Origin of the sequence: Candidatus Protochlamydia amoebophila UWE25, from assembly GCF_000011565.2 — a bacterium.
GTDB lineage: Bacteria > Chlamydiota > Chlamydiia > Chlamydiales > Parachlamydiaceae > Protochlamydia > Protochlamydia amoebophila.
Map to the genome: position 1 here is coordinate 1,340,315 of NC_005861.2, position 14,211 is coordinate 1,354,525.

14 protein-coding genes are annotated in these 14,211 nt (G+C 35.8%); 5 read left to right on the plus strand and 9 right to left on the minus strand.

Annotated features, from left to right (window positions below):
* Positions 1-7: 7 nt before the first annotated feature.
* From holA to PC_RS05335, 6 genes are all read right to left on the minus strand, one after another.
* Positions 8-1,039 (minus strand): DNA polymerase III subunit delta, encoded by a 1,032-nt coding sequence (gene holA / locus PC_RS05310; RefSeq protein WP_011175650.1) that lies wholly within the window; start codon positions 1,037-1,039, stop codon positions 8-10.
* Between the two features lie 106 nt (positions 1,040-1,145).
* The gene (locus tag PC_RS05315) at positions 1,146-1,379 is read right to left on the minus strand and encodes a hypothetical protein (protein ID WP_181679066.1); all 234 of its coding nucleotides are present in this window, start codon (positions 1,377-1,379) and stop codon (positions 1,146-1,148) included.
* A 301-nt stretch (positions 1,380-1,680) separates the two neighbouring features.
* The gene (asd, locus tag PC_RS05320) at positions 1,681-2,748 is read right to left on the minus strand and encodes an aspartate-semialdehyde dehydrogenase (protein WP_011175652.1); all 1,068 of its coding nucleotides are present in this window, start codon (positions 2,746-2,748) and stop codon (positions 1,681-1,683) included.
* A 5-nt stretch (positions 2,749-2,753) separates the two neighbouring features.
* Complete coding sequence (locus tag PC_RS05325; RefSeq protein ID WP_011175653.1) at positions 2,754-4,253, minus strand: leucyl aminopeptidase; 1,500 nt, start codon at positions 4,251-4,253, stop codon at positions 2,754-2,756.
* A 256-nt stretch (positions 4,254-4,509) separates the two neighbouring features.
* Entirely contained in the window at positions 4,510-4,986 is a 477-nt protein-coding gene (locus tag PC_RS05330) for a single-stranded DNA-binding protein (RefSeq protein ID WP_011175654.1), read from the minus strand.
* A gap of 316 nt (positions 4,987-5,302) precedes the next feature.
* A complete protein-coding gene (locus tag PC_RS05335) occupies positions 5,303-5,806 on the minus strand; it encodes a CesT family type III secretion system chaperone (RefSeq protein ID WP_011175655.1) in 504 nt (167 codons plus the stop codon).
* A gap of 632 nt (positions 5,807-6,438) precedes the next feature.
* Here PC_RS05335 and PC_RS05340 point away from each other — a divergent pair.
* Positions 6,439-8,451 carry a glycogen debranching protein gene (locus PC_RS05340; protein WP_011175656.1) on the plus strand — a complete coding sequence of 671 codons (2,013 nt, stop codon included), beginning with the start codon at positions 6,439-6,441 and terminating at the stop codon, positions 8,449-8,451.
* Positions 8,452-8,571: 120 nt separating this feature from the next.
* On the opposite strand, the gene PC_RS05345 is transcribed toward PC_RS05340, so the two are convergent.
* Together PC_RS05345 and ruvB are read right to left on the minus strand one after the other, a co-directional pair.
* A complete protein-coding gene (locus PC_RS05345; RefSeq protein ID WP_011175657.1) occupies positions 8,572-9,435 on the minus strand; it encodes a SpoIID/LytB domain-containing protein in 864 nt (287 codons plus the stop codon).
* Between the two features lie 30 nt (positions 9,436-9,465).
* A complete protein-coding gene (ruvB, locus tag PC_RS05350; protein ID WP_011175658.1) occupies positions 9,466-10,464 on the minus strand; it encodes a Holliday junction branch migration DNA helicase RuvB in 999 nt (332 codons plus the stop codon).
* Positions 10,465-10,827: 363 nt separating this feature from the next.
* On the opposite strand from ruvB, the gene PC_RS05355 reads away from it, so the two are divergent.
* From PC_RS05355 to PC_RS05370, 4 genes are read left to right on the plus strand one after another with little or no spacing between them, the layout of a single operon-like run.
* Positions 10,828-11,367, plus strand: coding sequence for a hypothetical protein (locus tag PC_RS05355; protein WP_011175659.1), 540 nt, complete (start codon positions 10,828-10,830; stop codon positions 11,365-11,367).
* Position 11,368: 1 nt separating this feature from the next.
* A complete protein-coding gene (locus tag PC_RS09945; RefSeq protein WP_052278657.1) occupies positions 11,369-11,803 on the plus strand; it encodes a tetratricopeptide repeat protein in 435 nt (144 codons plus the stop codon).
* A gap of 9 nt (positions 11,804-11,812) precedes the next feature.
* Positions 11,813-12,775, plus strand: a complete 963-nt coding sequence (locus PC_RS05365) for a hypothetical protein (protein WP_011175661.1) — start codon at positions 11,813-11,815, stop codon at positions 12,773-12,775.
* 31 nt (positions 12,776-12,806) lie between these two features.
* On the plus strand, positions 12,807-13,385 hold the full coding sequence (locus tag PC_RS05370) for a hypothetical protein (RefSeq protein ID WP_011175662.1): 579 nt from the start codon (positions 12,807-12,809) through the stop codon (positions 13,383-13,385).
* Between the two features lie 41 nt (positions 13,386-13,426).
* On the opposite strand, the gene PC_RS05375 is transcribed toward PC_RS05370, so the two are convergent.
* Complete coding sequence (locus PC_RS05375; protein WP_052278658.1) at positions 13,427-14,125, minus strand: SAM-dependent methyltransferase; 699 nt, start codon at positions 14,123-14,125, stop codon at positions 13,427-13,429.
* Positions 14,126-14,211 lie beyond the last annotated feature (86 nt).

The following is a 14,211-nucleotide window of genomic DNA, read 5'->3' on the forward strand; positions in this document are numbered from 1 at the left end:
AATATCACTAAATTGTGCGGGTTAATTGAATCATTAATAGTTCCATCAATAATTTTTCATCAGCATGCGAATTTTTTACACGCATTTCGGTATTATCAATAAATAAAATTCCTTGTCTCAGTGAATCCAATCCATATCTTTGGGCTTGCTGAATGGTTCGATCTAAAAGATTTCCTTTTAAATAAGGAAATTCGTGAGAGATTTCCTGGGCAGCTTTCCCATTAGCTAACATAACGCAAATATGAAATTGCGTTTGAAACTGAGAGCGAATTTGTCGAAGTAAAGGTAAAAGTGATTGTCCCTCTGTCAAAAGCGATTGTGCAATCAAAATCGCTGCCAAACCATCCCGTTTAAAAAGAGCTTCTCCTAACTGCCAAATAGTATCGGAAGGTTGATAATTGCAAATTTTAATGATATCTTGCTGAGTAATTTCATTTCGATCTCCAATATAGCAAAGCAATTTTTCTATTTCTTGTATGAGGAGAGAGGAATCTAAGCCTGTTTGTTTAACCAAAAGCTGGCAGACCTGATAAGGGATAATTTTTCGTTTAGCTGATAATTGTTTAGACGCCCATTCGATTAATTTCTTCTCTTTTTCCCAGGGTTTTGGTTCCGTTAATTCTAAAATAATCCCTTCTTTTTCCGCAGCCTTATAAAAACTAGTTTGCTTATTCCAGCTAGGAGCACTCAAAATTAAATATTGTGAGGAAGGAATTTGGGGAAAATATTTTTCTAAAGCCTCAATAAGATTTTTCTTTAACTTATCTGCGTTTTGAATCCAAAAAAGGCGTTTATCTGCAAATAAATTATGCGAGTAGAGCTCTGAAAACAACATATCTAACGTAGTTTGCGTTCCATCTATTATCTCAATTGATTCTTCTAAAACATTTGGAGAGGGGTGTAAGGCATGAAGAGTATGTTCAACGGCTTCCTGCTGCTCAACAGGATCTTTGCTTAAAATAAAGTATAGCCGACTAAAATGGTGGGGAGCCGCTCCTTCTAAATGTTTTTCAAAAGCACGGCTATTATCGTATTTCACAATAAATGAGAGATCCTTACTCTACGCTATCTATAAATTTACAATAGCTGATCTGTTAACAAATTAAGAAGAGTAAGGATAGCTCATTAGAGAAAAACTTTCAACCTCAGACCTTTCGCTTTTCTAATCGTCGGCGAAGTTGCTCTCTTTTCCATCCTTCAGCTGTTTGAATGCGATGGGATCTAGAAAGATTTTTTGAAGCATCTTGTCCTTTTATTTCCAAAACTTCATTCACTTGTTCTTCAATAGTCGCTTCTATACCTATTTCATTTTTGGAAGTAAGTTTTGTGATCTGTTTATTTTCTGTCGATGCCTGAACAAAATTTTTGACAACCATCATACACCTCCTGAATGAGCTCATCTTACTGATGGACGATTGTTGAAGGAGAGTCAGATAAAAAAATTAATTAGCTTTCTAATTCCTCTTTCTTAAATTTTTCTGACTCCTGTTTTCCACTTACCTTTTAAGTAATCTTTTCAACCTAGTTTTCTTTTAGCCATCTGGCACCTCCTTATGCGATGTCTAAAACTTAGGTTTTAAAAGAAATTCAAGGACTTGGATATAGCAATGCAAAGCGTGTGCCAACAAAAGCAACGTAAAAAAGAAATTTATATGTATTTGAAAATAAAATGATTATGATTTAAGACCAGTAAACCCAGCCTTTTTTAACAAGAAGCTCGGCATTGAGTAGAGCCGATCCTGCTGCTCCTCGAGTCATATTGTGAGAAAGCAGAGTAAATTTATAATCCATTAGAGAACAAGGACGTAAACGACCAATAGAAACAGCCATTTCTTTATCTAAAAGTCGATGAAATCTGGGTTGAGGATAAAAAGGATCATCAAAATAATAAATGGGATGTAAGGGAGCTGAAGGCAACTGAAATTTTTGTGGCTCACCAGAAAATTCACGCCACGCTTGAATGATAGTTTCAGGAGATGCAGAGCCATTTAATTTGATAGATAAGCATGCAACATGCCCATCTATGATAGGTACACGATTACATTGAGCACTAATTTTAATCGAAGCAGGCTGGAGAGTAGTGCCCTGTAAATCCCCTAAAATTTTTAAAGGTTCGCTTTCAAGCTTGCCTTCCTCCCCCTTAATAAAAGGAATAATATTATCATTGATATCCAAACTTGCCACACCAGGATATCCAGCCCCAGAAATTGCTTGCATGGTGACAACATGAACAGCGTCTATCCCCAAAGGCATCAAAGGTTTTAAAGCCATAACCATTCCAATAACGGAGCAATTAGGGTTGGTAATGATCATGCCTCGTTGAAAAGGTTGGGATTTGGCTAGCTCTAGATGCTCTGGGTTGACTTCTCCAATCACTAGAGGCACATTCGCTTCCATTCGATGATTGCGAGAATTAGAAATGACAAGATGGCCAGCTTCAGCAAAGCGGGTTTCAATAAATCCGGCAATCGATGAGTCTAGAGCAGAAAAAACTAGCTGACAATCTAAAGAAGTTTCGCAAGTAAGCACCTGCATTTGTTTGACTTCGTCTGGAATTGGAGTAGGCAAAGTCCAATGAACAGCTTCTTGATAAGTTTTCCCAGCTGATTTTTCAGAAGCACATAGAGCAAAAATTTCAAACCACGGATGTTTGCTTAAAAGTTGCACGAACTTTTGCCCTACACAACCTGTGGCCCCTAAAATCGCAACAGGAATTTTGTTACGAAAGAAGAAATCTCCGCTCATCATAAAAATTAATTTTTTACCATTGAAAGCTGCTTTAAAAACTCCACAAGTAATCTCACACCAACTCCAGATGCATATTTCGGCATGTATTTTTTAGGTTCTGTCACATAAGCTGTTCCTGCAATATCCAAGTGTGCCCAAGGAATATCTTTTCCAACAAAATTTTTGAGAAACATTGCTGCTACGCAGGAACTTCCTGAACGGCCATTCCAACTTTTAAGATCGGCAATATCTGATTTAAGTTTTTCTTGATATCCTTCATAAAGAGGCATACGCCAGAGACGCTCATGTGTATTTTCTCCTGCCTGAATCAAACTTTTCGCTAACTGGTCATCTGTACTCATCAATCCCGAAGCTTCTGAACCTAGCGAAATTTCAATAGCACCTGTTAATGTAGCGATATCAATTAAACGAGAAGGCTTCAAATTTTGGCTCGCATAAGCTAAGGCGTCAGCTAATATTAAACGTCCTTCCGCATCTGAATTGGTCATTTCAACAGTTTTACCTAAATAGCTTCGATAAACATCACCAGGTTTAAAACTCGCAGCATCCACGCTATTTTCTGTTGCTGGAATAATGGCTGTTAAATTCACCTTTAAATCTAAATGACAGGCAGCTAGCATAGTCCCAAAACAAGCAGCACCGCCCGACATATCGCATTTCATGGTTTCTATTCCTCCCGTTGGCTTAATATTAAGCCCACCAGTATCATAAGTAACTCCTTTTCCAATAATTACGGTATGATCTTTTGATTTAGGATTTCCTTTATACTCCATAATAATCAAAGTTGGATCTAAATTTGATCCCCGATTAACAGCAAGGAGAAGGCCCATTTGCTCTTTTTCCAATCGTTTCTTATCAAACACGGTGGTCTTAATTTGGGGATACTCTTGGGATAAACCCTGGGCACATTTGGCCAAGTATTGAGGAGTAATTTCATCCGCATTCCCATTGATTAAATCTCTCGTATAATAAACACCATCACAAATTGCAGCAACTTCTTCAGCAAGAGCTAAAACGTGTTTATTCGAACTGATAAAGTTAATTTTCTGTAATAAAGTCACTTCATCATCCTCTTCTTGCTTACTTTTCAGTCGATCGTAAACGTAGTTAGGTAATAAAAGACCTTCTGTTATTGCTTTAATAAATGCATCCTCTTCTGTTTTATTAAACTCAGGCATTAAAATATTAAGCGTTTTTAACTTCTTTCCCAAACAAGCTTTTGCTAGACACCCATAGCTTTTTCTTAAAGCTTCGGTTGATACTTTATTTTTCTCACCAAGACCGAGCAAAGCCACTCGCATTTCTACTAATCCTTCTACATATAAAAATAAGGTCTCCCCTTCCTTTCCCTTAAAATCTCCTGTGTTAAACACAGAATCTAATGATAATTTTAAAGGATGCAAAGCAATCGCTGCTTCTGGCTGAGATGTGCCTTTCCAAAAAGGAAGTACTAAAACATCAGCTTTTTTTCTTTTTTCAATGTGTAAAGTTAAGGCAAATTCCATGAAATACTCCAAAGGTTAAAGAAAAATCTATATCGCATACCAAAAGTAAATTTGCAAACTCGAACCGTTTATAAGGTGAATTTTCCTGCATCATTTCTTAACAATCTGCCTGCAAAATGATCTTAAAAAACAAACTAGCTCAACTTTAAAATTTATTTTTATTAATGAGAAAATCAGTAAGATGAATTTTATTTATAGATTATATGCGAATGATACAAATTTTTTTGTCATCATTCGCAATGTTTGCAAAAACCTTTTAAAAAGGTAAAGCATCATCATCAATAGTCGTGTGTTGACTATGCCCTTGCCCTGTAGCTGAGTAAGATCCATAATTAGGTTGTGGGCGATTATAAGCGTTTTGATCATAAGGCATTTGCTCAGAGCCTTGCGTAGCAACATTACCTTGTTCAGCACGATCAGGATTTCCAAAAGGACTAAACTCAATCATATCAGCTGTCACTTCTAAGCTAATTTGTGTGCGCCCTTCTTTATCTGTATAGCTAGAAGGAGGATTCATTTTACCAACAACAATAACAGCACTTCCTTTTTTCAAATAAGAAATGATTTTATCTAAACGATCCCCCCAAACAGTAACACGCACCCAGATAGTAATGTCCTCTTTTCCCTTTCTATGATTGGTTGCAATGGTAAAAGCAGTCACTTTTTGTCCACTGGGCGTAAAACGTGCTTCAGGATCTTTACCTAAACGACCGGCAATATTTACAATAAACATATCTCATTCCCTCATTATTTATATGTTCAAATAATAGACTTCGTCCTTGAGATAATAAAGATATCACAAATCTTAATTTTGAGTATTTAAAAACTCAAAACTTTAAATGAGAAAATAGGAATAAAATGAGGAAATAGAGAATAATCTAAGTTTACTAACCGCACTGCGGTCAAGTATCAAAGGGTGTTGGAAAGAAAAATTCTTAGGAATAAATTTAAAGTAAACCCTTCTAAAAAAAAGAGCTGCTTTTAACTAAATAGTTAATAGCAACTCCTCGAGGTTTCATGTCATTTGGAGTAAGTACCCCTTTTTAGGATTAAATCTTGATAAATCCTTGACCTTGTTTTCCGCCACCTGTAATTTGTGGAGGGAGGGATTTGGAAGCATTTGCACCCTCATCACGACCTTCAGAAACTTCGCTACAAATTTTGCGCCATTTTTCGACTGTTTCAACATAAAGGGGAGCAAAAGCTCTTAATGCAGAAGAAACTGCATGTTCCATATCCAATGTGCAGTGCATAAGAATGAGTTCTTCTTTTACTGCTACTCCAACTCCACCACCAGCCATTTGACCACCTAGCATAGAACCTTCTAATAAACGCTCATATAGCCTTAATTTCGTTTTTTCATCTCTTGGGAGACCATCAAGAAGAGGGGAGTAAAGGTATAGACGTTTAGAATTTGGCTCATAAGTTAAGTGTAGCGAAAACTCATCATCGATTCCCAAAATACACGTATTATTTTCATCAAATTCTAATCCCTCTAAGCCAAGTTCTTTCCCGAATTCTTTAAGATTTTCTTTTGCATTTTCAAACGACATAATAACCTCCTCAGGTTAGATAACACACCGATTTTTTCTACGGGTTATCTAATTTTAACTTACTATTTTGACTCTTTATTATATTAAATTCACAACCATTTACAACAATGTTTATCAGGTTAAACAATCATCACGTCATCTATTGCTAGATTTTTGATGAATATTTAATGACAAAAGCAATGCTTTACCTATTCTTCTTCTAGGTTGGCGCTTTATAACGGAAATCCGGATAAAGAGTCTGAATGAATAATCTTAAGATGCTTGACTGTACTTTAAAAGTAAATAAAAAATAATCCAAATTTTGTTATTTTTATTTTTATTTTACTCAACTGTGCACACCAAGCAAATCAATATTAATCATTCTTTCTGTAATTATATAAATAAATAAAAATTTGAATCAAATTCTTTTATAATTTAAAATTTAGAAAATTAAATTAAATATTTTTAAATATTTAAAAATCAATAATATAAACAAACAAGATAAGCACAAACTTAATTTATTAATTATTAATTTTAACAATTTTTATAATTTAGCTTAAATTCATCATCTTTAATCTGTTGGAATAAATTTTTTGATCCTGTATGAAAAGGATAGTCAATAAATATTTTAATTCTTTCCCCCCAAAACTCAGATGAATATACAAATAACACCTGGATCCCCCTTTCCTTTTGGTGCAAATATACAAGAAGGAAAGGTTAATTTTGCTCTTTATGCTAAAAATATTGAGAAAATTTCTCTCTGTTTATTCAACGAAAATGATCCTTTAAATCCTTTTAAAGAAATAGAATTGGAGCCTTCATTAAATAAAACAGGAAACGTTTGGCATATAGCAATTGAATCGCTTCCTCCTTACACATTGTATGCTTTTAGAGTACCTGTAGAAAACTCAAATTATTTATTAATAGACCCTTACGCAAAATCTATTTATAGCTCTCCTGATTGGGGAAATGCGAAACCGTACTCCCCTCTTGGTAGAATTATTCCGTTAACAACTTTTGATTGGGAAGGCATACCATCTCCTAAACTTCCTTCAAAAGATTTAATTATTTATGAAATGCATATACGGGGGCTAACACAGGATCAGTCGAGTCAAGTCTCCCACCCAGGAACTTATTTGGGAGTGATTGAGAAAATCCCTTATCTTAAAGAGTTAGGAATAAATGCTGTTGAATTAATGCCTATTTACGAATTTAACGAATCAGAAGCCTTACAAATTAATCCAAAAACTCAGCAAAAATTAGTGAATTACTTTGGATATTCTACAGTAAATTTTTTTTCTCCGATGAATAGGTATGCAAGTGAAATCCAAGAAAACAAAACGTTAGTTGAATTTAAAACAATGGTTAAAGAACTTCACCGTCATGGAATTGAAGTCATTTTAGATGTAGTTTATAACCATACATTTGAAGGAAATCAAATGGGACCCATCCAATCCTTTCGAGGGTTAGATAAACATGCTTATTATATGATCGATGAACAAGGAAATTATTTAAACTTTTCAGGTTGTGGAAATACTTTTAATGCCAATCATCCGATCGTCAAAGAATTTATTATCCAATCGCTTCGCTACTGGGTGACAGAAATGCGAGTGGATGGATTTCGTTTTGATTTAGCTTCCATCTTATGCCGGTCTGAAAATGGCACGCCACTCAATCCATCCCCACTCATCGAAGCAATTTCACACGATCCCATTTTATCACAAACCAAATTGATCGCTGAAGCCTGGGACGCAGGTGGCTTATACCAAGTCGGTGGATTTTATCCCGGCCAACGTTGGGCAGAGTGGAACGGTCATTATCGAGATATCGTGAGGCGTTTTATTAAAGGAACTTCAGGCCATAAAACAGCTTTTGCGACAGCATTAAGCGGATCACAAGATCTTTATGGTTGGCGAGGAACTCCTTGTTGTAGCATTAATTTCATCACAGCTCATGATGGATTTAGCCTGGCAGATTTAGTAACATACAATGACAAGCACAATTTAGATAATGGCGAAGAGAATAGAGACGGATTTGATCACAATGATAGCTGGAACTGTGGAATAGAGGGGCATTCTAATAATAAAAAAATTGTCGCTTTACGAGAAAGACAAATTCGTAATTTCTTATTAGCCTTATTGGTTTCGCAAGGAATCCCCATGATATTAATGGGTGATGAATACGCGCATACAAGAGATGGAAATAATAACACCTGGTGTCAAGACAATAAATTGAATTGGTTTTTATGGGATAAACTTCTGGAGAAACAAAGTGTTTTCCGATTTTTTAAATCATTAATCACGTTTAGAAAAAATTATCCTCTCCTTAAACGTGATACATTTTTAGAAGAAACGGATGTCACTTGGCATGGGCAAGTGCCTTTCAACCCCGATTGGGAAAATGACAATAAATTCATTGCTTTTTCACTTAATATTCCACATGAAGGCCCTGATCTCTATGTTGCTTTCAATGCCTCTCACGTTGTTTTAACAGTTACTATTCCTCCTGCAAGGCAAGGAATGCATTGGGTTTGGTTAGTCAATACCCATAACGTGGCTCCAGGAGATTTTTTTGAAGAAAGTTGTCGTAAACGTGTCAATTCAAACACACTTAAAATTCCTTCATACACTTCTATTGCGCTAAAAGCAGAAGTAGATAGGTCGTAAACGTGTCAATTCAAACACACTTAAAATTCCTTCATATACTTCTATTGCGCTAAAAGAAGAAGTAGATAGATAGAAAGGAAAGTCGATGCTGGTTACCAAACCAACATCGGCAAAAAGAAATTAGTTGGCATATTCGATTAACATAATCGTGGTACCAGGAAATGCTTTGGCAAGAATCTGGGCAGCATGGGATCCATTTTCAGCCATTTTATTAGCTTCTTCTAAAGAAATTTTGGCTGATTCAATTTCTTTGGCTGCCTGTGCGCCAAATAACTGTCCGTTTATTTGAGCTGCAAAAGGGGTAGCAATTCCTTCGTAAACGCCTGTGCGGCTCATGATCATATAACGTGTTAAACGAACAGCATCTTCCACTTCAGCCGGCACAAAAGCTGTTCCCTCATAACCTACTTTTTGAGCGTCCACCGCCCAATAAGTATTTTTAGGGTTTACTGCTTGAAAGTAGGCATTAGTCCGAGCTATAATCGCCAGTGCAGATAAGGCTTCCGGATGGATTTGATTATTTTCATAAACAGATAAAATCTGACAAATATAATCTTCTACTGGAACTTGATTCACAATACTGATACTCCCTCCAATATCATAGATGTAGATCGAACCTTTATATTCTTTATTGTTAATGATTATGCGAGTAGCGGTATCGTCTGGCCTAATTTTAATTTGATATAAACCCGGAAAAGATTCCCCCCATTTTAGCCCATCTCTTAATGCTTCTACCACTCGATTTTTTCCAATAAAGCGAGAGCTAATAAAAGAATCTGTGTAGGGGTCAAATAAACTATACTTCCCTTTGACTTCTAAATTAACCCTTTCCACATCATGCGTAATTAAGATGCGTGTTGTGGGAGCAGTAGATTTATTTTTCCCTTTAAAAGTCTCGACAACATCACTCCAAATTCCCGCTTGTAACTGAACAGTTAACGGTAAAACCGTTAAAGCAAGCAGAAGAAATCTCATTAATACCATCTTCTTTCTCCTATTTATTTGTCATTTATTTTATCTTTGTGAAGATCCTACGATATGTTGATAGCCTAAGGAAGTCACTTCTCGTCCTCTGGGAGTTCGTTTTAACAACCCTTGCAAAATTAAATAAGGTTCATAAACTTCTTCAACAGTTGAAGGCTCTTCCCCAATTGATGCGGCGATAGCGTTAATTCCTACAGGCCCTCCACTGTAATGATCGATCATTGTCTGTAACATTTTTTTATCCATTTCATCCAGTCCCTTTTCATCAATGGAAAGCATGGTCAAAGCTCGATTGGCAACAGAAAGATCAATGTAGTTGTTAGCTTTTATTTGAGCAAAATCACGAACCCAGCGAAGCAGATGATTAGCCACCCGAGGAGTTCCTCGAGATCTTTTGGCAATTTCCAAAGCAGCTTCCGAATCAATTTTGACATTTAAAATTCGGCTTGTTCTCAACAAAATTTTTTGTAAAATCATGGGATCATAATATTCAAGACGACATGTAAAAGCAAATCGGGAACGAAGAGGTTCTGAAAGCAATCCTAAACGAGTTGTAGCGCCTGCTAAGGTAAATTGGTTAAGTTTTACCTGAATACTGCGTGCATTGGGACCACTATCAATCATTAAATCTAACGCAAAATCTTCCATTGCCTGATATAAATATTCTTCAACGGACCGATTTAAACGATGGATTTCATCAATAAATAATACATCCCCAGTTTTTAGACTGGTTAGAATACCGGCTAAATCTCCTGCCTTCTCAATAACAGGCCCAGAAGTTAAAACTAAATTTGATTCCATTGCTTTAGAAAGAATAGAAGCAAGAGTCGTTTTACCAAGCCCAGGAGGACCGCTAAATAAACAATGCCCTAGAACCTCTCCTCGTTGCCTAGCGGCTCCAATATGAACCTCTAATCGATCACGAATTGAATCTTGACCGACAAAGTCAGTTAAACACTGAGGGCGTAAAGGAACTTCAAAAGAGAGCTCTTGCTTATTTAGGTTAGATTCAATAAAATTTTTATTCATGAATGGAGTTGCCTTCAAGCTTTAAAACTTTTCAATTCTGATTGCCTATGCAAAGCTTTCAAATAAGAATTGAATTTGATCTGGATGAGAATAAGATACAAAATTGAAGGGATTATACACAAGTATACTCAACTCACTTAATTAATTAGGATTAGATTAAAATATTTTTTATTCCTTTTATTGATGGAGATTAGGCCTAAAAAACTGTCCACTCAATAAGAAACTTATAGTGATTGGAAATATTTTAATTAAAATTTAAAATTAAAGTTAAATATTTACCTAATTAGACGGATGTGATATAATTAATCTTAATTATAATAATACTAACCTTTTAAGTTAAAATTTTTTCAAAATGGAGGTTTTATGACCCAACAAACCAAAATGATCGAAGAAGATTTGGCTATTCGACTTCCCAACCATGATATCTTATCCACCCCAGTCACTTTAGAAGCCGTTGTATTCTACGCTTCTGAAAGTGAAAAAATCAAAAAGAAAATTGATCATCTTGCAGCAGAAGTTAGCCAAAAACAAGATAGAATCAAGTTTGTTAATGAAATTATTCAAGAAATTAATAACTCCATAGATCCGTCGACGGGAAAAGTGGACTTAAGAAACAAAGCCGAATTTCTAGAAAAATTAAACACTGCAAAAGGAATGGGCATCAATATACCGATGGATTCCAAAACTGAGCATCCCAAAGCCCATTTTAATGCCGAAGAAAGGGAGCGTTTTTTGCAAAATCTAGGTTTATCTGCTGATGCATGGGATAAAGAAAACAAGCAACATACCCAAAAAATGCAAATGTATCTAGATGAATCTAATCGTTATTTGACTTTAGCGACACAAGCGATGAAGTACGAAGACAAACCCAAGAGGGCGGCCCTCGCTGCAATGGGAAGATAAGATGACCGCATCTAATTACCGCTTAGTCGACCTTGAAAAAAAAGAGATAATGGCAAAAACTAAAAATTTGCATTATATGGCCTATCATCTTTATCGAGACCGGCAATATGAAGAAGCCTCACTCTTCTTTCGTTTGCTGACGGTGGTAAATCATAATGAGCCAAAATATTGGAAAGGCTTAGGTGCTTGCTTACAAATGAAGCAAGATTATTCTGAAGCCTTAAATTGTTATATTCACACGCAATCCCTTTACAATAAGCAATTAGATCCTTATCTTTACATTTATGCAGCTGATTGTTATTTTGCTCTCAATCAAATTGATGATGGCTTAAAAGCGTTAGAAGCGGCTCGTTTGAGTGCTCCTCAAAATGCACAAATATTAAAACATGTCGCTCTCATGAAAACTCAATGGGAAAGCAGCCCTAAAAACAATTAGGATTTTATTATGTCAGTTAAAAAATCTGAGCTTCTATCATCTGTTTATGTGACTCACTCTACTGAAATTGAATCTGGTGAATCCCAGACTAACCACAGAAAAAGCAAAACTATTCATGAATTATTTCATTCAGATACTTTGGAGATCGGCGAAAACACAGATTCTTTGAAGGCAACTGAACAAGTTAGCTATCAATGTTTTTTTTCAAAAGCCATGAACATTCAATCGACCCATACTCCATCTGATGAGGATATTCGTAGAGCTGCCCCCATCCATCCTATTCCTGAAATAGATAAACCTGCTTTTTTTCAGGAAGCAAGTTTAGAGGGATTTGTGCCTAAAATAACGAGTCATTCTCAAATATCAAATCTTCCTTCCAAAGACTTACTTAGAAACTTGGCACAAATGGAAAGTAAAACAATTGATCAAGTGATGGCAATTGTTTTAAAAGCTCAACTAGAACTGGAAAGAGATCAGGCAGAAATTTCGCAAAACTCCTTTGATCAATTACAAAACCTACGCAAGATTCAAGAACGAACGTTAGAGGAAATTAAAGAAGCACTCAAAAAAGATGAAAAGCTTGCGGGTTATTTAGATACAGCACAAAAAATAGCGATTGCAGCGACTTTTATCTGTGGGGTGGCAGCGATGGTTATCACTCTGAGTTTTAGCATGCCCATCTTGACCGGGGCCGCAACAGCTTTGGCTATACCCGCCAAAATGGGAGCATTCTTCACAGGTTTACTGACTGCTTTTTCAGCTGGTGGAAAAGGCTATATCAATGCAAAGAGCAACCAAACAAAAGGAGTATTAACTTCTCATAAACATGATATTGAATTAACAAAAGGTTGGACGGACGACTACCGTGAAAAAATGGGCACTATCGCCGAAACTGACGCCTATTTCAAAGAAATGTTAATTAAACTTATCAAAAGTCTGGAAAGAATGAGAAGAAATGTTTCTGCAACTTAAAATTAATTTAATGATAAAATAAGGAGTCTTTATGACTATTAAAGTTGAAAGTATTACAAGGACGACTGAAGTAGGTCAAGGAACAAACCTCCCAAGTCAATACCAACACTTAATCACCTTAAGCCCTGCTTTAATTAACGAAATGGGAAAAAAAAGCATTGATATCCTTTTTTTAGATTTTGGTATGGCTGAAGGTCAACTACGCCTCCAAAATAAAAGGCTGTCTTATCAACTACGTTTGATTGAAAAAGATCGTCAAACAGAAAAAGTGGAAAAAAAATTAGCTGAATATGACCGCAGCGCTCCTATCGTAACTGCAGCTTTTGCGGGTGTGGCAGCGATTGCTGGAGCATTTGCTGGGGGAGCAGGAGCTCAAATTGGACAAGGAATCAGTCAGACTATTAGTACAACACGTGAACATCTTGATAATAAGTCTAGGGGAAGAGTTGAACACCATGATCACCAGTATCAGACAGTGGGTGCTTTAATTCAAGACCATTCTCAAGAACTTCAGCGGGAAAATCAAGAGTTTGATCGCGCTCTATCTACTGCTGATCGTGCTCATCAAGCTTCTCAGCGTGTGATTGAACAATTAGCTAACGCGGCTTAAGCAGTTAGTAAACCTCTTTAAAAATAGTTTTTAAAAGAGGTTTACTTTTTAATTTGTAAATAAACTTCAGCAACTCCCCAAGTGAATTTGGCCGGAAATTGCTTGAGCAAATTAAATGAAGGTTTTTTTTGATAATTGGTCAAAGGATAACTCACCGTCACGACTTTTGTTCCTAGGGGAAGTGTTTCCAAATGAGAAACCAGTTGTTTAATAAATGAAGTAGAATAACAAGATCCATAGAGATAAATAATAGTTGCGCGAGAAAAGTTAGTTTCCAAAAAATTTTCTAAACGAAATTCGATACCAGAAAGATGGAATAAAGCTTTAACCTCATTTGCTCGCTCAATAAATTGCGGTACATAATCAATTCCAACGACTTGGCAACCGATGAAATGATGAAGCCAGAAACAGGTACGTCCTCTTCCACATCCCAGCTCAAACACAGTGTCTCTTACAGATAATTGGCATTCTTTAGCGATTAACTCTAAAGTTGTCAAAGGGGTTTCCCCATAAGCATAAAGATTTTTAGATCTTTTGGAACTTAAAAATTGTTTGCTCACTTGATAAGGATTGTTAAAAAAGTAAGATATGATAAGCTTGAGATCTATTTTTAAAAATTTGAGTTCACCGTAATAATGGAAAATCACACGCATAAATTCAATAAAATTAATCACTATAACTTTTAGTTTAATCCAAGTAAGATACACTATCTCATCTAACGATTTGAATTGCTGAAACATCTGGAATCTCAAAGAAATTTTAATTTAATGGATCATACATTTTCATTTTTGTCATAAATAGGTGAACGAAAAGGACAATTTTTATC

Excerpts from the sequence above, each read along its gene's own strand:
- PC_RS05315 (WP_181679066.1), bottom strand. The coding sequence starts at position 1,379 with ATGATGGTTGTCAAAAATTTTGTTCAGGCATCGACAGAAAATAAACAG.
- asd (WP_011175652.1), bottom strand. The coding sequence starts at position 2,748 with ATGATGAGCGGAGATTTCTTCTTTCGTAACAAAATTCCTGTTGCGATT.
- PC_RS05325 (WP_011175653.1), bottom strand. The coding sequence starts at position 4,253 with ATGGAATTTGCCTTAACTTTACACATTGAAAAAAGAAAAAAAGCTGAT.
- PC_RS05330 (WP_011175654.1), bottom strand. The coding sequence starts at position 4,986 with ATGTTTATTGTAAATATTGCCGGTCGTTTAGGTAAAGATCCTGAAGCA.
- PC_RS05335 (WP_011175655.1), bottom strand. The coding sequence starts at position 5,806 with ATGTCGTTTGAAAATGCAAAAGAAAATCTTAAAGAATTCGGGAAAGAA.
- PC_RS05340 (WP_011175656.1), top strand. The coding sequence starts at position 6,439 with ATGAATATACAAATAACACCTGGATCCCCCTTTCCTTTTGGTGCAAAT.
- PC_RS05345 (WP_011175657.1), bottom strand. The coding sequence starts at position 9,435 with ATGGTATTAATGAGATTTCTTCTGCTTGCTTTAACGGTTTTACCGTTA.
- ruvB (WP_011175658.1), bottom strand. The coding sequence starts at position 10,464 with ATGAATAAAAATTTTATTGAATCTAACCTAAATAAGCAAGAGCTCTCT.
- PC_RS05355 (WP_011175659.1), top strand. The coding sequence starts at position 10,828 with ATGACCCAACAAACCAAAATGATCGAAGAAGATTTGGCTATTCGACTT.
- PC_RS09945 (WP_052278657.1), top strand. The coding sequence starts at position 11,369 with ATGACCGCATCTAATTACCGCTTAGTCGACCTTGAAAAAAAAGAGATA.
- PC_RS05365 (WP_011175661.1), top strand. The coding sequence starts at position 11,813 with ATGTCAGTTAAAAAATCTGAGCTTCTATCATCTGTTTATGTGACTCAC.
- PC_RS05370 (WP_011175662.1), top strand. The coding sequence starts at position 12,807 with ATGACTATTAAAGTTGAAAGTATTACAAGGACGACTGAAGTAGGTCAA.
- PC_RS05375 (WP_052278658.1), bottom strand. The coding sequence starts at position 14,125 with ATGTTTCAGCAATTCAAATCGTTAGATGAGATAGTGTATCTTACTTGG.